Below are 18,029 nucleotides of genomic sequence, written 5' to 3' on the forward strand. Positions count from 1 at the left end.
GCGGCGGCCTAGTAGCCGACCGGTCTCTGGAAGCCGGTCTCGGTCCAAATGTGGGAGCGGGCTTGCTCGCGAAGGCGGGGTGTCAGCTATTACATCTTTGACTGATCCACCGCTTTCGCGAGCAAGCCCGCTCCACAATTTAGATCTCCTATATCAGGTAGATATCAATCTGCTCTGGCTCTGGCTCTGTTTTTGATTTTGATCTTAGGCGCCCCGTCAAACACGCTGGCCGGAATTCGATAGGGATTTGGGGGTAAACCGGCAGGGATGCCGGTTTAGCCGCCCCGCGCCATGGATGGCGCGTGGCGGCGGCCCCCCAAATCCCTGTCGGATTACGGGCACACCGAGCCTAGGCGAGGTGCCGAGTGTTGGGGCAAGAGCGTTTTGCTTACTTTGCGCGCTCTTCAAAAGTGAGCCGCTGTAAGAGCGGAACCATAAGCAGCCGTTACCCAAAAACGGATATGCCCCCAACCTGACCCAAACATCGCTCTTGCACATTGGGGGTCAAGAAGATATCTAAAGTTGTTTAGCAGAATCACCCCAACCGAGCCGCAGCCCGCGCAACGATCTCCCCACGCACCCTGCGCGATTCCGCCGTGCGCTTGTTGGCTTCCTCCAACACATGCTTGGGCGCCGTGTCCGGACGCCCGGAATCGAACGGCGGTGCCGGTGCATATTCAATCTGCAACTGCACCAGTTGCGCCGCCGCTTCGCTGTACAACTCGCCCGCCAACGTCAGGGCGAAGTCGATACCGGCAGTAATGCCGCCACCGGTCAACAGGTTGCCGTCGCGTACCACGCGTTCTTGCACCGGGATCGCACCGAGCGGGGCGAGCAGGTCGTGATAGGCCCAGTGCGTGGTCGCCTTGCGCCCGCGCAACAAACCGGCGGCGCCGAGTACCAGCGAGCCGGTGCACACCGACGTCACATAGCGCGCGGTCTGAGCTTGTACCTTGAGGAAGTCCAACGTCAGCGGATCCTCCATCAGCGCCCCGACCCCTGAGCCACCGGGCACGCAAATCACATCCAGGCGCGGGCAATCGGCGTAGGTCATGGTCGGTGTGAACACCAGGCCGGTGCTGGAAGTGACCGGTTCCAGGTCTTTCCACACCAGGTGCAACTTCACATCCGGCAACGAACCCAACACGTCATAAGGACCGGTGAGGTCCAGTTGCTGGATGCCGGGGAACAACACAAAGCCAATCTGCAAGGTCATGAATAGCGCTCCGTCAAAGGGGTGGACGGCTTCACTTTAGAAACCTAGGCTTTGGCGAATACGCCATTGAACCCACGAATCACGCCAATCATGCCCAGAATCGTCCACGTACTCGCTTTCGATAACGCCCAGGTGCTGGATGTCACCGGGCCGTTGCAGGTGTTCGCCTCCACCAATGACCTGGCGCGTCAACGCGGCCTGCCGTTGCCCTACGCCGTGTCGGTGATCGCCGCGCAAGCGGAGCCGGTGATGACGTCGGCTGGCTTGGCACTGCTGGCCGAACCGCTGCCCGCCGTCGATGCACCGTGCGATACGTTGGTGATTGCCGGTGGCTGGGGCGTTTACGGCGCCGCCGAAGACCCGGCGCTGGTGGAGTGGGTGCGCGAGAAAGCCAGGCATACCCGGCGCATGACCTCGGTGTGTACCGGCGCGTTTTTGCTGGCCGCCAGCGGCATGCTCGACGGCTGTCGTGTGGCCACCCACTGGACGCGTTGCGAAGAACTGGCGCGCAAATTCCCGGCGTTGACGGTGGAGTCCAACCCGATCTTTATCCAGCAAGGCGCCGTCTGGACATCTGCCGGCGTCACTGCTGGCATTGACCTGTGCCTGGCGCTGGTGGAAGAAGACCTGGGCCGCGCCGTGGCGCTGGAAGTGGCGCGGCACCTGGTGGTGTTCCTCAAGCGTCCCGGCGGCCAGTCCCAATTCAGCGTGACCCTGTCCCTGCAAAAAGACGACAGCCGCTTCGCCGAACTCCACGCGTGGATCGCCGAACACCTCACCCTGGATTTGAGCATCTCGACCCTGGCCGCTCAAGCTGGCATGAGCGAACGCAGCTTTGTACGCCACTACCGCGCCGAAACCGGCCAGACCCCGGCACGCGCCGTCGAATTGATCCGCGTCGAAACCGCGCGCCGGCAGTTGGCTGACAGCCCAGTATCGATCAAACGCATCGCCGTGCAGTGTGGCTTTGGCAGCGAAGAGACCCTGCGTCGCAGCTTCCTGCGCGCCTTGTCGGTCACACCCCAGGCTTACCGCGAACGCTTTTCGCCAAGCAGCTCCAGCAGCGCATCAAGCGTGGCTTGCGGTGCTTCCTGAGGAATGTTGTGGCCCACGCCGGGAAGTACCTGGCGTCGGTAAAACCCGCTGAAATGCTCGACATCATCATCCACTTCAGGCGGCGGGCCCACGCCATCATCGGCACCGCACAGCGAAATGCTCGGTACCGAAATCGGCGGCTGCAACGCCAGCGCCTGCTCGATGGCTTCCAGCGCCGGGTCACCGGGGCATACATGAAACGGTGGCGATAGGAGTGAATCACCACCTCGACAAAATCCGGGTTATCGAACGACGGCGCCGTCTGGTCATACAGCCCCGGCCCCTCGGCCCAGGAGGGCGACCAAAGCGCCCACAGCAACTTGCACAGTTCGCCACGGTTGGCGGTCAACCCGTCTACGCCGCGCTGGGTATGGAAGTAGAACTGGTACCACAAGCGATGCTCCGTCACAGGCGCCCGTGGCGAGGGATTTGGCAATGTCCTGGATGTTGTAGCCATCCCCGGTCACCAACCCGCGTACCCGCTCGGGCCACAATGCCGCAACGATACACGCGGCTCGCCCACCCCAGTCGTAGCCGGCGAGGGTGGCCTGCGGGATCGCCAATGCATCCATGAAATCCAGCAGATCCTTGCCCAACGCCGCCTGCTGCCCGGAACGCATCACCTGCTCATTGATAAAGCGCGTCGGGCCGTAACCGCGCAGGTACGGCACCAGTACCCTGTAGCCACGCTCGGCCAGTACCGGCGCAATCGCGTCATAGCCGCGCGGGTCATAGGAAACCATGCAGCAGGATCACCGGCTCACCGTCGAGGGGGCCGTGGGCTTCGTAGGCGATATCGAGCATGGACGTACGTACGCAGAGCAGCGGGGCGGTAATGGTCATGGTGAGCGTTCATCGGCTGGCCAGAGAGGTTGGAACTCTAGCCGAAAGCCGTGACGGGTTGGGGCGGGATTTGAGGCAGTGGGCTTACTTGTCTAGACCGAGCTGGCGCAACCCGATGCAATTGCCCCACGGATCGCGCATCTGGCAAATCCGATCCCCTCGTTCAATCACCATTGGTCCGCGATACAGGATTGCCCCCAGTTTCTCCAGCCGTTGCACTGTTTGTGGCAAGTCTTCTACCCGCCAATACACAACCGACCCGGCGGCTCCGCAGGCGACCTTGCTATCGGCGTTGACGATTTCGATAGCCACGCCCTCTACATCCAGATGGCCAAAATCATTCGGCTGGTGGTAGATGCGTGTCGCCAGTGGAAAGGCTGCGCAGTACCACTGCGTGGCTGCGCGCCAGTCCGGGACATGTATGAGCACGGAGACAATGGGTTTCAACCGAACAATACCTGCTGCCAGTGGGTCTCGCTGATGATTGCGATGGGCACACCACTGTTTCGCAACTCCACGGCTTTTTTGATTTTGGTCCCGTAGGAGCTGTGCAGCCATTGCTCATTACCGATGCTGCCCACCACCAGAAAGTGCACCTTTTTATTCACCGAATTACCGATCACGCCGCCGCGTTCGGTGACGAGCGATTCGCAGTCTTTTCGAGGCCCGTAAGCCATGACCCCTGTAAACAGAAACACCCTATCGAGCCAGTCGAGTTCGGGAATCGGATCATTCAGCGGTAGGCTGCTGACGTTTGCAGTGCGTTGAGGCGCCCCGACGGGAAACCCCGCAAACTGATGCAGTATTTCCAACAATTCGATTGACTCATCTTCATCCAACACTCCATCGCTCAACATGTCAGCGAGGCGTTGGTACAGAATATTCACCACTGGATCTTCCAGATGTACCAGGTGGCTTTCTATCCAGCTCTTGAGAAACTCGGCCTCCAACTGATTGATTTTTCCATCGGCGGTCAAACCGGCGGTAATGCCAATCAGAGCATCGGCAGAGCGTCGATCAATACGTGCCTGATGGAAGAACACGCTTTTTTCGAATTCTTGATGAAGATCGACCATGCGTCCTTGCTCCTTATTCTTCAGTTTCTATCGTCTGATTGATGTACTTGGCTTTGTCGGGAGTGAACGTGACGATCATAAAGGGTACGTGAACACGTCTTGACGACGTCTTGTATTGGATCGATGTCTAAGTCTTCACCTCGAATCCCTTGCCACTGCGCGAGGTAACTCAAGGAGCCAAACTTCTCGCGTTTCTTGAGGCCGCGGCTTACACCACCTTTCCAGCCAAGTACGGGCAGCTCATCGTTTAGGCAAGCTTGCGCTAAGTAGGGTTGTTTGGTCGCGAGCGCTCGGCCAACTTCCCAGCACATGATCAAACCTTTGTCCGCGCGCTCCCATGTCTCGCTCCAGCTCAACGAGGGGCGTATAGGTGTACTGATAGCTTGGCGGATGCGTGAGGTCATATTCTTTCCTTGAATACCGAATGGAATGTGCGTGTCAGATATCGCTATATACCTTGCTTCTTCATTTCCGGCCATTCCCGCGCCAGTAGCCCAAGCACCTCAAGATCATGCCGCTGGCCGTTCCAGAATCCGGCTTCTCGCAGTTTTCCTTCGACTTTGAAGCCAAGACGCTCCAGTAACGCGCGGGAGGCGTGGTTGTGTGGATGAACCAGCGCTTCGACACGGTGCAAGTGCATCTGCATGAAACCCCATTCCAGTGTTCCACGCAGGGCTTCGCTCATCAGGCCTTGCCCTCGGAAATCGGGTGCAAGCTCGCAGGCCAGGGCGCAACTGTTCCATCCACGGTTCCACTTGAATAAGCCACAACTGCCGATCAGTCTGCCCTCGAACTCCAGCCCCCAGCGAGTGCCCGGGTTAGGCTGGGTACGCCATTGGGTAAAGGTCTCGATCAGGGCTTGTGCCTGGCTGATTTCGGTCATCGGGTCAGCGCCGAACCAGCGCATGCTGTCGGTATCGCGGTAGATGGCGAATAGCGCCTGAGCATCTTGAGCCACTAATTCCCGCAACTGCAGGCGTGGCGTGCGCAGGGTAGGGAAGGGGGTCATAAGGTGGCAGCGACCTGGTCCCCATCAACCACCTTCCCGAAATGATGCCGCCACAAATCCACCCCCAACTGCCCCGACCGATCCAGCGACGAACCCACCGTCAGGTCGCTGATCAAGGTCGGCTGCAACCCGCGTCAAACAACGCAAACCCGTACGCCAGCACGCAGGTGTCGGTCTGGATACCACACACCAGCACGCGTTGCGGCGCGAGGCTTTGAGGTAGGCGACGGTCTCGGGTGTTGGCGCATAGCCGTGTTTGATAAAGATGCGATCGGCGGCCACCAGGCTCTGGTCGTTCGGCGCCGGTTGCCAGCCGAGTTGCCGGGCGAAGGGCGTGACGCTCTCGTCGTGACGCTCCACGGTGGCGACTGACGGCATGCGCCCCAGCAGGGTGTTGATGCCGTCCACCAGCCACGCGGGCGGGTTGAAGGAAGGTTGCACATCGATGATCAGCAGTACCTGGCGCATGGCGTTCCTGTCCGTGGTCGAGGGGCTGCTCATTGTGCACAGACCACTTCAGGGTTGCCAGGTGGTTTTCTCCCCGCTGAGTTTACGGTCCAGGAACGTCGCCGCGCTGATCAACGCCAGGTGGCTCAAGGCCTGGGGCGTGTTACCCAAGTGGCGGGCCTGGTTGTCGAACTCTTCGGCGTACAAACCCAAGGGGTTGGCGTAGCGCAGCAGTTGCTCGAATTCCAGGTGGGCCTTTTCCACTTGCCCGGCGCGGGCCAGGCATTCGACATACCAGAACGAGCAGGCCGCAAACGCGCCTTCGGTGCCTTGCAGGCCGTCGATCTGGCTGTCGTCGTTGCGATAGCGGTAGACCATGCCGTCGCGCACCAGGCTTTTCTGGATGGCTTCCAGGGTCGAGAGCCAGCGCGGGTCGGTGGCCGCGACAAACCTTACCAACGGCATCAATAGCATCGAACCGTCGAGCGCGGTGCTGCCGACATGCTGCACGAAATGCCCGCGCTCTTCGTTCCAGAAGTTGCTCCAGATGTCGGCGTAGATCGCTTGGCGGGTCTGGTCCCAGCGTGCAAACGGCGCCGGCAACGAACGCTTGGAAGCCAAGCGGATGGCGCGGTCCAGCGCTACCCAACACATCAGCCGTGAGTGCAGGAAGTGATGCTGCTCGCCGCGCATTTCCCAGATGCCCACGTCTTTGGTGTTCCAGATTTCGCAGACCTGATCAGCCACCTCCACGGTGTGTTTCCAGCCTTCATGGGAAATGGCCTCGCCGTACTTGTTGACCAGGTACACCGCATCCATCAACTCGCCATAGATGTCCAACTGGATCTGGTCGAAGGCTTCGTTGCCGATACGTACCGGCTTGGCGCCGCCATGGCCGCTGAAGTGTTCCAACTCGGCTTCCGGCAGTTCCTGGCGGCCGTCGATGCCATACAAGATGTTGATCTTGGTCGGCTGGCCACAGCAGTCACTCACACGGCCCTTGAGCCAGCGCATATAGGCGTTGGCTTCCTCGACAAAACCCAGACGCATGAAGGCATAGACGGTGAAGGATGCGTCGCGGATCCAGGTGTAGCGGTAGTCCCAGTTGCGTTCACCGCCGGGGGTTTCCGGCAGGCCGAAGGTGGCGGCGGCGATGATCGCGCCGTGTTTGCGCGACGTCAGAAGCTTAAGCGCCAGCGCCGAGCGGTTGACCATTTCGCGCCAGCGCCCACGGTAGTTCGATTGCGCGATCCAGCCGCGCCAGAACTTCAAGGTGTGGGCCAGCGCCAAGTCGGTGCAGCTGCTGTCCACCCGCTCATCCTCCTGGCCGCCGAGGACGAATTCGGCCCCTTCTTCCTGCTCCAGGGTAAAGCTGGCCACGGCGGCACCGTCTTTGATCTGCAGTGGATGGCTGCTGGACAAGCGCAGGCCGGGCTGGCCTTCGGCGCTGAAACACACCGTGCCGTTGTCACGGGTGGCTTGGGTGGGTGTGCGCGCGTAGTCATGGCGCACCGCGCAGCAGCGCAGATGGATATCGGCCTTGCCGCTGACCACACGCACCCGGCGAATCAACAGCGGCAGGTCATCGATCTCCTCGCTGATTGCCAAAAGGTCAGTGATTTCCACCACGGCCTCGTCGCTGAGCCAGCGGGTTTGCAGCACGTTGGTGTCGGGCAGGTAGATCTGTTCGCGGCGCGCGTTGGGCAGGTCCGGGTGAGTTGGAAAATGCCGGCGTCGGGGCTGTCCAGCAGCGAGCAGAAGATAGAGGGGCTGTCGAATTCCGGCCAGCAGAAGAAGTCGATACTGCCTTTGTCGTTCACCAATGCCGCACTGCGCATGTCGCCAATGATGCCGTGGGCATCGATGGCGCTTTGTTGTTCGTTCTTCAGATCAACCATTGCCACGGAACTCCGGATAGAGGCTCATGCCTCCGTCAATAAAGAGTGTGCTGCCGACCACATAATCGGACGCATCGCTGGCCAGCCACACTACCGCGTTGGCGACGTCTTCCACGTCGCCGATCCGCCCGTAGGGAATCAACTTGAGCAGCTCTTGTGCTGCCGCGCCTTCGGTGGCGGCTCGGTTGATCGCGGTGCGAATCGCCCCCGGCGCAATGCCGTTGATGCGGATGCGTTGCTCACTGACTTCCTGGGCGAGGGTGCGCATCAACATCTCCACGCCACCCTTGGACGCTGCGTAGTTCACGTGCCCGGCCCAGGGGATCAGTTGGTGCACCGAACTCATGTGGATGATTTTGCCCGCCGCCCGCGACACGCCTTCGCGCACGCCCTGGCGGTTGAAGATGCGCACCGCCGCGCGGGCACACAGGAATTGGCCGGTGAGGTTGACGCCGATCACCGCATTCCAGTCATCCAGGCTCATGTCCACCAGGTTGGCGTCCTTCTGCATCCCGGAGTTGGCCACCAGGATGTCCAAGTGGCCGAAGGCATCGAGGGTCTGGGCAAAAAGCCGTTCTACCTCTTCTTCTTTAGCTACGTTGGCGCCAATGGCAATCGCCCGGCCACCCTCGGCTCTGATCTGTTCTGCCAGTGCCTCGGCTGGCGCGGCCTGGCTGTTGTAATTCAGCACCACCGCCGCTCCGGCTTGCGCCATAGCCTTGGCCGCGCCGGCACCGATTCCGGAACTGGCACCGGTCACCAGCGCCACTTGTTGCTCCAACGAGATACGCATTGCTCACCGACCTTAAATTCGTGAGTTCAAGTAGCTGACTGATCGCGCGCGGAAGTTCACCCGTGTGAAATTAGCGACTACAACCATGGTGAAAAATGGAATAACAGAACTATAAAAAATAACCATAAGATACTAAAAAACCGCTCAAAAGCGTTTGACAGGCTTTTTCGCCGCGTGTCTTATAGGCACACATCAACCCGCTCCGTTGGTAGTTCGGAAGTCATCGCGGGGCCACCTATAAGAGATTTCTATGTGCCTTTCGTACCGATATAGGGGAACTACCAGTTCAGGTAAAAGCAGCGGCCTTAGTTGGCGTGCCTAAGTTAGTTATCTTCGATTGCGACGGTGTTCTGGTCCAAAGCGAAGAAATAACCCTGTCTGTATTGATCTCCATGCTTAATGCCCTGGCTCAGGGCGACACGCTGCTTGATGTCACACGTTTTATCGAACACTTTCGTGGGCGCAAGATTGCTGAGTGTTTGCGCGAGGCTGAGCAATTATTAAATGTCAGTGTGGACGACGCATTTGAACAGCGTTTTCGTGAGCGGGCGCTGCACGCACTGACACTCAGTTTAAAAGCCACGGATGGAATGCTGGACGTCCTGGAAAGTTTGGACGTGCCTTACTGCGTTGCCTCGAGTGCGCCACGTAACAAGATCGAGCACTGCTTGCGCCTGGCGGGACTGTTTTCTTATTTCGAAGGGCGAATATTCAGCTGTTATGAATTGGGTCGTTGGAAACCTGATCCCTTGGTGTTCCTGACGGCCTGCCGGACTTACAGCATTGATGTGAGTGATGCGCTGGTGGTGGAAGACAGTGTGACGGGTATCCAGGCTGCGGTAGCGGCCAGTATAAAAGTGTTGGGCTTTGGTCCTGCGCATCGGCACTCGCAGTTGGCCGCGGCAGGGGCATTGCCGATTGCCAACATACGCGAAGTATTGACCATTTTTAATTGACTCAGGGAGGAGGCGTCGTGAACACACTTGGTTACCTGGAACGGCTCAAACGCAACGATCAATCTTCGCAAGTGTGGTGGGATTCATCGCCTGCCGTATACCTGCCGTATAAACAACACCTGCTGGAAAAGTACCCGGCGGCTGCAACATATATAGAAGCGTTGATGCCGGATGAGTTCTGCCAGCCCTGGGGCTTGTGCAGTGCGACCACCAACCCGCGGTTGGTGACGGCCATTATCCTTGAAAAACGCGAGTATTGGTCTTCACGTTTCAACCTGGCCAAGCTGTCTCCCAATGAGTTGCGCAAGCAGCTGTACAACGAAGTCATCGTCGAAGGGGCTGCCACGCTCAAGTCGCGGTGGGTTCAATCGGCACAGGCTGAAGGTTGGATTTCTGCCCAGGTTGACCCGGTGGACGTGCGTTGCACCGAGCGTATGACCACCCGAGGGTTGGAACTGCAGCGCCTGGCGCCGAACGTGATGGTCAAGGTGCCGGGCAGCCTGGAAGGGATAGCCACCGTCGAGCAACTGGTGGCTCAGGGTGCCTCGATCAATATCACTTTTTGCTTCACGGTTGCCCAGTTCCAGGCCGGTATCCAGGCCATCGAGCGTGGCAGGGCGACGGCGCGCAGCAACGGTATCGACACCAGCCGCTGCAAGTACGTGATCACGTTCATGATTGGGCGTTTCGCCTGCCAGCCCGAGTTCACCCTGCAGGCTGCCGAGCGTGGCCTGACCTTGAGCGCCGAGGAGCTGCGCTGGGCCGAGTTGATGATTTACGAGCAGATCCAGACGCTGGTGGCGGCCTCGACCGTGCCGATCAAAACCCTGCTTTCCAGCATAAAGGTCGATGTGGACGAACGTGGCAACAAGCATTGCTGGCACTTGGAAAAGACCGGGCAAACCGCGACCTGCTACACACTGACGCCGGACGTAGTGGAGTTCCTGATTGAGCGCGAAAGCCACGGCAAACCGGTCGTACCCGCGCAGGAACCCCAGAAACCCCCGGCCTCGACCTTCGCGAAGCTGATCCGTATCCCGTATTTCTACGAAGCCTACTTTGTCGATAGCATCGAACCGTACGACTTCGGCAACCACGAAGCCTTTATCAACGCCTGCAATGAAGCCAACAGCGCGCACCGGCGTCTGGCGGATTACTGCGTTCGGCTCTGCCCCGTGACGACACCGTTCAAGCGCGCATTCAACGCATTGCTCGCCGCTGAATTTGGGGTGATCGCATGAACCGGATGATCGGGTTGTGGGCCCACCCACGTTCGCGCTCCACGGTGCTCGAACGCGTGTTTATCGAGCGGGGCGATTTCGAGGTCTTCCATGAACCTTTTGCGCACATGGCGTTTTCCGAGGACTCGGCGATTCCTTCGGATGAGTGGGATCACAGTTTGCCCACGACTTACCCAGGCATAAAAGAGCATCTACTGAGTGCCCGTGAGCGTGCGAACGTCTTCCATAAAGACATGTGTTATCACTGTTTGGATGACTTGAAAGTTGATGTTGGTTTTCTCGCGCAACAGGACAATATCTTTCTGATTCGTGAACCTGCCAGCAGTATTATTTCCCATCATCGGGTGCATCCCGATATGCCGTTGCAGGCCATTGGGCATAAAGCACTGTATGACATATTTTGTGTGGTCACCAAACTGACCGGCAAAGTGCCCTATGTGATCAATGCGGATGATCTGGCCGCAGAGCCGGAACGAGTGATCCGTAAACTCTGTGACCATTTGAATATAGAGTTTCTGCCACACGCCATGACATGGAAACGTGAGTGTCCCCAACAATGGAAAACGTGGCGTAGTTGGCATGTCGACGCGGAAAACAGTGAGCGGATTGTTTCTCCAGATAATTCGCACGTTGATATCAAGGTGTTTGATCAATATCCGAATTTAAAGGCGATGTACGAATATCACCGTACGTATTACGCGCGCATGAATGAATTTTGCCAATAGGGATTGTTGTATGAAAAAGTTGATTGTTACCGGAGCGGCCAACGGAATTGGCCGGGCTACTGTGGAACTGGCGATTCAACAGGGTTATTTCGTTATCGGTGCGGACAAGGATGCCGAGGGTTTGAAAGTGCTGCAAGGTGTCTATGGCGCTGACGTGTTTGAAGCGCATATTGCTGACTTTTCGGACATGGCCGTTATCAAGGGTTTTATTTCAAAACTGTATGAGCGGCATGCAAGTATTTACGGTTTGGTCAACAACGCCGGTATTTATCACGGTAAAAGTGTCTACGCCTACTCCGATGAGCAGATCGACGAGATCCTCACCGTCAACCTCAAGGCGCTGGTCTACCTCTCCAAAGACTTTGCCGAACGGGAGATGAAGCACGAAGCCCCGCGCAGCATCGTCAACATCGCTTCGGTGGCTGGAGAAGTGGGCAGCTGCGACGCACTCTACGGCGCCACCAAGGCAGCGGTGATCGGCCTGACCAAGGCCAACGCCTGGAACTTCGCGCCGTTCGTGCGGGTGAACGTGGTGTCCCCGGCGCTGATCCATGACACCGCGATCTACGGCACCATCCCCGAATACCGACGCGCCGAGTACGCCCGCCAGGAAGTCCTCAAGGACCCGATCCTGCCCAGTGGCGTGGCCGAGGTCATCTTGCTGCTGGTGGGTGATGCGATGCGTCACATCACTACCGTGTGATTCCGGTCGACAACGGAGCCTACCCACGATGAGCCTTCCGGTGCGCAAGAAAAAGCTGCTGCTGGTAGGCGCCGGCAACCTATGCCTGCAGATCCTGAAGATTCTGGGGCCGAAAAACGCGTTCGACTTTGTGGTGTTGGGGCGCAATGAAGAAGCCACGATCCGCTTGTGCAACCTGGTGACGTTGTCGTGTGCGCAGTTGGGCCAATTTATCGACATCAAACCCGTGGTTGCCGACCTGACGGATATCGGCAGGGTCACGCAGCTGCTGCGTAAAGAAGCCCCGGATATGCTGGTGAACTGCGCGTCGCTGCAGTCCTGGCGGGTGATCACCGGGTTGCCCAAGCTGTCGTTCGAGAAGCTCGACCAGGCCCAGTTCGGCCCCTGGCTGCCCATGCACCTGACGTTGATGCATTGCCTGATGCGGGCGGTGAAAGCCTCCGGCATCACCACTAAAACCGTGAATGCGGCGTTCCCTGATGCGGTCAACCCGATCTTGGCGCGCATTGGCCTGGCGCCGGATATTGGCGTGGGAAATGTGGCCAACCTGGTTCCAGCGGTGCGTTTATCCATCGCACGGTTGCTCGAATGTGCATCCGCTGATGTGCAAGTGCAGCTGTATGCCCAGCATTACTTCAGCCACTACGTGCCGCGCGGTGGGTTACCTGCGCGGGCCAGCTACCGTCTGTTGTATGAAGTGCGTGACCGGCCAGAGGTGGTGCGTCTGCCGGCCGAGGCGATTTTCTCGACGGTGAAATCCGAGTTCCGTCGCCTAGGCGGAGTGGACGGGCAGTTCCTCACCGCATGCTCTGCCGTCACGGTCATCGAAGGGCTGTTCTCGCCCGTGCCGGTCCTGGTGCATGCGCCGGGGCCTCTCGGGCTTCCGGGTGGGTATCCGGTGTGGCTGCACGATGGGCAGATCCAGGTGCAGTTCTCCGACGCCTGCCCACAGGACGAGGCGGTGCGCATCAACAGCATCTGCCAGAGCCAGGATGGCATCGACGAAATCCATTGTGATGGTTCGGTGACTTACAACCCGCAGTGCATGGCTGTCATGCAATCGATGCTGGGGTATTCCAAGAACACCATGTCCATCGAGCAGTCCGCCGAGTTTGCCCGCGAGCTGGCGAGCAAGTACCTGTCCTTCAAGAATTCAACCTGGTAGGTGTGTGATGAATCAGATATCGGGGCGCAAGCACAACGAAGTCGCCAGTTATGCCAAGCAGTACTCGGAGGATTTCGTCGAGCGCTGGGATGAATTGATCGATTGGGAAAAACGCAAAGCGGGGGAGGACGGGTTCTTCGAAAACCTGCTGCGCAGCCACGGCGTGCGGTCGGTGATCGACGTGTCGACGGGCAGCGGCTTCCATGCCGTCCAGCTCAAGCAGGCGGGCTTTGAGGTGGTGGCCACGGACGGCAGCAGCACCATGCTGACCAAGGCGCGGGCGAACTTTCGCAAGCATGGCTTGGACATTCAGTCCCACTACCGCGACTGGCACTCGCTGGACTCCCAGGAACTTGGCCAGTTCGATGCGGTGGTGTGCCTGGGCAGTTCGTTGTGCCATGTCTTCGCCGCCCACGATCGGTTGCGGGTGCTGGCGAAGTTCAGGGCCTTGCTCAAGCCGGGCGGCTTGCTGATCGTGGACCAACGCAATTTTTTCGCCATTCGTGCCGGCAACTACAAGGCCAGCGGCAATTACTATTACTGCGGTACGAATGCTTCGGTCAGCCTGGGAGAGGTCGATGAGCACCTGTGTGAGTTCATCTATTCCTTTGATGACGCGGAACAATACCGGCTGCAGGTGTATCCCCTGTTGCCGGGCGAGTTGAAGGGGGAAGTGCTCAAGTCCGGGTTTACCGACCATGAAAGTTACGGCGACTTCGAACGTGACTACGACATGATGGATTGTGATTTCGTCATCCATCCACCGCGCGCGCCGAATAAGGAGGGATTGATGAGCACACTCGTACAGAGCAATGCCCGGCCACTGGACAGCGTCGTGCTGGCGGTGGTCCTCACCGGGTTCGTTCCAGCACCTATGGCTTTGGCGTCTACCTGTTCGCCAACCTGGTGGTGGACATGCGCCGCGACATCGGTTTTGACTACACCACGGTGGGGCTGATCACTGGCGGCGCGCAGATTGGCTTCCTGCTGTTTTCATCGGTGACCAGCTATATCAGCCGGTTTTTCGAGGGTGGAAAATCAGCCTGGTATCGACGGTGATGACGTCCCTGGCGCTGCTGGGGCTGAGTGTCAGCAACAGCATCTGGTTGTCGGGGGCGCTGTTGATCCTGCTCGGTGGCTGTTCCGCTTCGGTGTACATCCCGTTGGCAGAGATCGTCACCAAGGGCTTCAGCCCCGGTAATCGCTCGCGGGTCATGGGGCTGATTTCCAGTGGCACCAGCTACGGCGTATTCATCAACGGTTTGCTGGTGTCGTTCCTGACATTGAATGGTGGCTGGCGCTCGATCTGGCTCACTGCCGGGCTGATCTCGGTGGCCCTGTGCGTGGTGGCCTGGTTTCTGTTGCGTAACTTCGCTGCGAGCCAGAACACCGGGTTTTCCGGGGAGCGCGCCACCGCGTTTGACAGCCACCAGCCCTGGCTCAGCCGCTCGTTGTACTTGACCTGGGCCATCGCCTTCCTCAATGGCATGGCGTTGCTGCCGTTCCAGACGTACCTGGCGCCGTTCCTGCGTGATGAGTTGGGTGTGTCGGTACAGGACGCCGGGTTTATCTGGACCACCATCGGCGCGGTGGGCATGGCGTCGGGCTTCCTGGTGGGCTGGATTGCCGACAAGGTCGGCGTGCGCGCGTCGCTGGCGATGTGCTTCCTGAGTGCGGGGTTGGCTGCCACCCTGGTATTCAGTTTCAACAGCCTGCCCTTGTTCTACCTGGCGGCGTTTCTGTTTGCGTTGGCGTTTTATCCCATCTTCGGGCTGGTGCCCAGTTACATCGGGCAAATCGTCCCGGTCAGTCGGCTGACCCAGGCCTTTGGCATTGCCAACGTGTTGATCGGCTTGGGCGGCGTGTGCGGCAATTTCCTGGGCGGATTTTCCAAGGACCTGACCGGGTCGTTCTCGACCGTCTACTGGGTGGTGGCGCTGTTGTTGTTCGTGCAATGCGTGATGGTGTTCCTGTTGGGCAAACAGCCTGTTTCGGTCAAGGAGGGTGAACAGTCATGAGTTATTTTCCAGACACGCCGCACCGGAACCTGCACGCGTTTGCGTTCAGTCACCGCTCTGGCATGAAACATAACCCCGTGGTCATCTGGATGACCGGCCTCTCCGCGTCCGGCAAGTCGACCATTGCGGATGCGTTGGATAGTGCGCTGCAGGAACAAGGGCGGATCACCGCCATTATCGACGGCGACTCGGTGCGTGGCGGGCTGTGCCGAGACCTGGGTTTTACCGACAGCGACCGTGACGAGAATATCCGCCGGGTCGCCGAAGTGGCGCGGTTGATGCTGGAGGCGGGCTGATCGAGATGAGATCTCACTGGAACCTTGAGTTCCCTGAAAGGGCCGTCGAAGACTACGACGTTGATAGGTTGGGTGTGTAAGCGCTGTGAGGCGTTGAGCTAACCAATACTAATTGCCCGTGAGGCTTGACCATATAACACCCAAGCAATTTGACTACTCGAAAGAGCATCAGATTGCGGTGTGTGAAGACGATAGAACCGAAAGTTCGATGCTCACAAAACACCGAAAGCTATCACATACCCAATTTGCTGAAGCGAGGCACCTGCCACGACTCAGTACCCGAATTTCTTGACGACCATAGAGCATTGGAACCACCTGATCCCATCCCGAACTCAGCAGTGAAACGATGCATCGCCGATGGTAGTATGGGGTTTCCCCATGTGAGTAGGTCATCGTCAAGATTAAATTCGAAACCCCATTTGCGAAAGCAGATGGGGTTTTGTTTTGGGCGGTCGAAAATCCAGTCACCACACATCAACCTCATAACACCAAACGTCCTCAGCGCAATTCCTCTCAAAAAGGGCTCATTAGCATGCCGTTCGGGAATTCGATGCAAAGTGTTTCCGCATTTTTGGTATGGTGCAGCACATTTTCACAGGGATTGATCTTTTATCCGCAGGACGCGGCGTCGACCTTCTTCAACGAGATGCTGTAGAAATGCCTGAACCGATACCGATCAAAGATCACGAAAAAGAGAACCGCCTGGTCAACAAGCGCCTGCTCGCCTGTGCACTGTTGGTGATTGGCATCACCTGCGCGCTGGTAGGGCGCATGTACTTCCTGCAGGTTGTACAGTTTGACTACCACTCCACGATTTCCGAAAACAACCGTGTCCATGTACTGCCGATTACCCCGACGCGTGGGTTGATCTACGACCGTAACGGCGTGGTACTGGCCGACAACCGCCCCAGCTACAACCTGACCATCACCCGCGAACGCACCACCGACCTCAAGGGCGAGCTGGACGCTATCGTCAGCCTGCTGCACCTGCCGGTAAAGACCGCGCGGTCTTCGACAAAGCGCTGAAGCAGGCACGCCATCCCTTCGTCCCTGTGACCTTGTTTTACGAACTGACCGAAGAGCAGATCGCGCTACTGGCCGTGAACGAGTTCCGCCTCCCTGGCGTAGACGTAGAACCGCAGTTCGTCCGCCATTACCCGTTGGGCGCTCACTTTGCGCACTCCATCGGTTACGTAGGTCGGATCAACGAGAAGGAATCCAAAGCCCTCGACTCCGTGGAGTATCGCGGTACGCAGTCCATCGGCAAGACCGGTATCGAGCGCTTTTACGAATCTGAGCTGCATGGCCACGTCGGCTATGAAGAAGTCGAGACCAATGCGCAGGGCCGCGTACTGCGCGTACTCAAGCACACCGACCCGATTCCCGGCAAAAACATCGTGCTGAGCCTTGACGTGCACCTCCAGGAAGCGGCGGAAGAAGCCTTGGGTGATCGCCGTGGCTCGGTGGTTGCACTGGACCCGCAAACCGGCGAAGTTCTCGCCATGGTCAGCAAGCCCAGTTTCGATCCGAACTTGTTTGTCACCGGTATCAGCTTCAAGGAATACGCTGCACTGCACGATTCTATCGACCGGCCGCTGTTCAACCGCGTGCTACGGGGTCTCTACGCGCCAGGCTCGACGATCAAACCGGAAGTCGCCATCGCCGGCTTGGACAGTGGCGTTGTCACTGCACAAACCCGCGTGTTCGACCCTGGCTACTACCAATTGCCGGACTTTGACCATAAATACCGCAACTGGAACCACAGCGGTGACGGCTGGGTAGATATGGACGCAGCCATCATGCGCTCCAACGACACCTATTTTTACGACCTCGCCCACAAGCTGGGCATCGATCGCCTGCATGACTATCTGGCTGAGTTCGGCCTGGGCCAGAAGGTCTCATTGGACATGTTCGAAGAGTCCGCTGGCCTGATGCCTTCCCAGGCCTGGAAGCGCGCAACGCGCCGCAACCCTGGTTCCCGGGCGAAACCGTGATCCTCGGCATTGGCCAGGGCTACATGCAGGTCACGCCACTGCAACTGGCCCAGGCCACCGCACTGATTGCCAACAAAGGCGTGTGGAACCGACCGCACCTGGCCAAGACCATCAACGGCGTGCCGCCGGTGGATGAAAACCCGATGCCCAACGTGGTCCTCAAGGATCCACGTGATTGGGAACAGGTCAATCATGGCATGCAACTGGTGATGCACGACCCACGCGGCATTGCCCGTGCTGCCGCACAAGGCGCGCAATATCGCATTGCCGGCAAGAGTGGTACGGCGCAAGTGGTGGCGATCAAACAGGGCGAGCGTTACAACCGTGAGAAGACCTCGAGCGCCATCGCGACAACGCCCTGTTCGTCGGCTTCGCGCCAGCGGAACACCCGAAGATCGTGATTTCGGTGATGATCGAAAACGGCGAGGCCGGCGGTCGCGTGGCGGGTCCGGTGGTGCGCCAGATCATGGACGCCTGGCTGCTCGACCAGGAAGGCCACCTGAAACCGCAATATGCGACGCCAGCCAAAGCGCCCGGCGACCCCAAGGTGTGAT

10 protein-coding genes, 1 rRNA gene, 9 pseudogenes and 1 other annotated feature are annotated in these 18,029 nt (G+C 58.7%); of the genes and pseudogenes, 11 read left to right on the plus strand and 9 right to left on the minus strand.

Annotated features, from left to right (window positions below; all coding sequences use genetic code 11):
- Window positions 1-535: 535 nt before the first annotated feature.
- Window positions 536-1,216: an isonitrile hydratase gene (gene inhA, locus OZ428_RS11520; protein WP_038845009.1), complete on the minus strand. Its 681-nt coding sequence runs from the start codon at window positions 1,214-1,216 to the stop codon at window positions 536-538.
- A gap of 90 nt (window positions 1,217-1,306) precedes the next feature.
- Between inhA and OZ428_RS11525 the strand changes: the two genes are divergently transcribed.
- Window positions 1,307-2,311, plus strand: a complete 1,005-nt coding sequence (locus OZ428_RS11525) for a GlxA family transcriptional regulator (RefSeq protein WP_269133419.1) — start codon at window positions 1,307-1,309, stop codon at window positions 2,309-2,311.
- Here the strand turns inward: OZ428_RS11525 and OZ428_RS11530 are convergent.
- From OZ428_RS11530 to OZ428_RS11565, 8 genes and pseudogenes are all read right to left on the minus strand, one after another.
- Window positions 2,245-3,154 (minus strand): annotated as a pseudogene (locus tag OZ428_RS11530) (alpha/beta fold hydrolase). The gene OZ428_RS11525 and the pseudogene OZ428_RS11530 overlap by 67 nt on opposite strands.
- An 84-nt stretch (window positions 3,155-3,238) precedes the next feature.
- The gene (locus OZ428_RS11535; protein ID WP_269133420.1) at window positions 3,239-3,601 is read right to left on the minus strand and encodes a VOC family protein; all 363 of its coding nucleotides are present in this window, start codon (window positions 3,599-3,601) and stop codon (window positions 3,239-3,241) included.
- On the minus strand, window positions 3,598-4,230 hold the full coding sequence (locus tag OZ428_RS11540) for a BRCT domain-containing protein (RefSeq protein ID WP_269133421.1): 633 nt from the start codon (window positions 4,228-4,230) through the stop codon (window positions 3,598-3,600). The genes OZ428_RS11535 and OZ428_RS11540 overlap by 4 nt, the downstream gene beginning before the upstream one ends.
- Before the next feature lie 13 nt (window positions 4,231-4,243).
- Window positions 4,244-4,634 (minus strand): annotated as a pseudogene (locus OZ428_RS11545) (hypothetical protein).
- A 44-nt stretch (window positions 4,635-4,678) separates the two neighbouring features.
- Window positions 4,679-5,239, minus strand: a complete 561-nt coding sequence (locus tag OZ428_RS11550) for a GNAT family N-acetyltransferase (protein ID WP_269133422.1) — start codon at window positions 5,237-5,239, stop codon at window positions 4,679-4,681.
- Window positions 5,236-5,707, minus strand: a pseudogene (locus OZ428_RS11555) (isochorismatase family protein). Before OZ428_RS11555 ends, OZ428_RS11550 begins: the two are co-directional and overlap by 4 nt.
- A gap of 48 nt (window positions 5,708-5,755) precedes the next feature.
- A pseudogene (locus OZ428_RS11560) lies at window positions 5,756-7,584 on the minus strand (glycoside hydrolase family 15 protein).
- Complete coding sequence (locus tag OZ428_RS11565; protein ID WP_269133424.1) at window positions 7,577-8,377, minus strand: SDR family oxidoreductase; 801 nt, start codon at window positions 8,375-8,377, stop codon at window positions 7,577-7,579. The pseudogene OZ428_RS11560 and the gene OZ428_RS11565 overlap by 8 nt, the downstream one beginning before the upstream one ends.
- 314 nt (window positions 8,378-8,691) lie before the next feature.
- On the opposite strand from OZ428_RS11565, the gene OZ428_RS11570 reads away from it, so the two are divergent.
- From OZ428_RS11570 to mrdA, 10 genes and pseudogenes are all read left to right on the plus strand, one after another.
- A complete protein-coding gene (locus OZ428_RS11570) occupies window positions 8,692-9,333 on the plus strand; it encodes an HAD family hydrolase (RefSeq protein WP_269133425.1) in 642 nt (213 codons plus the stop codon).
- Between the two features lie 17 nt (window positions 9,334-9,350).
- Window positions 9,351-10,574 carry a transaldolase family protein gene (locus OZ428_RS11575; RefSeq protein ID WP_269133426.1) on the plus strand — a complete coding sequence of 408 codons (1,224 nt, stop codon included), beginning with the start codon at window positions 9,351-9,353 and terminating at the stop codon, window positions 10,572-10,574.
- Window positions 10,571-11,299 (plus strand): sulfotransferase family protein, encoded by a 729-nt coding sequence (locus tag OZ428_RS11580; protein ID WP_269133427.1) that lies wholly within the window; start codon window positions 10,571-10,573, stop codon window positions 11,297-11,299. The genes OZ428_RS11575 and OZ428_RS11580 overlap by 4 nt, the downstream gene beginning before the upstream one ends.
- A 10-nt stretch (window positions 11,300-11,309) precedes the next feature.
- Window positions 11,310-12,034: pseudogene (locus OZ428_RS11585) on the plus strand (SDR family oxidoreductase).
- The gene (locus tag OZ428_RS11590; protein WP_269133429.1) at window positions 12,031-13,167 is read left to right on the plus strand and encodes a hypothetical protein; all 1,137 of its coding nucleotides are present in this window, start codon (window positions 12,031-12,033) and stop codon (window positions 13,165-13,167) included. The pseudogene OZ428_RS11585 and the gene OZ428_RS11590 overlap by 4 nt, the downstream one beginning before the upstream one ends.
- Window positions 13,168-13,174: 7 nt before the next feature.
- Window positions 13,175-13,939: pseudogene (locus OZ428_RS11595) on the plus strand (class I SAM-dependent methyltransferase); the annotation flags it as partial.
- Window positions 13,940-13,957: 18 nt separating this feature from the next.
- A pseudogene (locus tag OZ428_RS11600) lies at window positions 13,958-15,185 on the plus strand (MFS transporter).
- Window positions 15,182-15,478: pseudogene (locus tag OZ428_RS11605) on the plus strand (adenylyl-sulfate kinase); the annotation flags it as partial. The pseudogenes OZ428_RS11600 and OZ428_RS11605, both read left to right, overlap by 4 nt.
- 39 nt (window positions 15,479-15,517) lie before the next feature.
- Window positions 15,518-15,601 (plus strand) — a sequence feature (23S ribosomal RNA rRNA prediction is too short).
- Between the two features lie 167 nt (window positions 15,602-15,768).
- Window positions 15,769-15,882, plus strand: a 5S ribosomal RNA gene (rrf, locus tag OZ428_RS11610).
- A 256-nt stretch (window positions 15,883-16,138) separates the two neighbouring features.
- Window positions 16,139-18,028, plus strand: a pseudogene (gene mrdA, locus OZ428_RS11615) (penicillin-binding protein 2).
- Window position 18,029 lies beyond the last annotated feature (1 nt).

It is taken from the genome of Pseudomonas sp. GXZC, from assembly GCF_026967615.1.
Taxonomy (GTDB): Bacteria; Pseudomonadota; Gammaproteobacteria; order Pseudomonadales; family Pseudomonadaceae; genus Aquipseudomonas; species Aquipseudomonas azotoformans_A.

Coding starts and splice junctions, on each gene's coding strand:
- OZ428_RS11580 (WP_269133427.1), top strand. CDS start 10,571: ATGAACCGGATGATCGGGTTGTGGGCCCACCCACGTTCGCGCTCCACG.
- OZ428_RS11590 (WP_269133429.1), top strand. CDS start 12,031: ATGAGCCTTCCGGTGCGCAAGAAAAAGCTGCTGCTGGTAGGCGCCGGC.
- OZ428_RS11565 (WP_269133424.1), bottom strand. CDS start 8,377: ATGCGTATCTCGTTGGAGCAACAAGTGGCGCTGGTGACCGGTGCCAGT.
- OZ428_RS11525 (WP_269133419.1), top strand. CDS start 1,307: ATGCCCAGAATCGTCCACGTACTCGCTTTCGATAACGCCCAGGTGCTG.
- OZ428_RS11540 (WP_269133421.1), bottom strand. CDS start 4,230: ATGGTCGATCTTCATCAAGAATTCGAAAAAAGCGTGTTCTTCCATCAG.
- inhA (WP_038845009.1), bottom strand. CDS start 1,216: ATGACCTTGCAGATTGGCTTTGTGTTGTTCCCCGGCATCCAGCAACTG.
- OZ428_RS11550 (WP_269133422.1), bottom strand. CDS start 5,239: ATGACCCCCTTCCCTACCCTGCGCACGCCACGCCTGCAGTTGCGGGAA.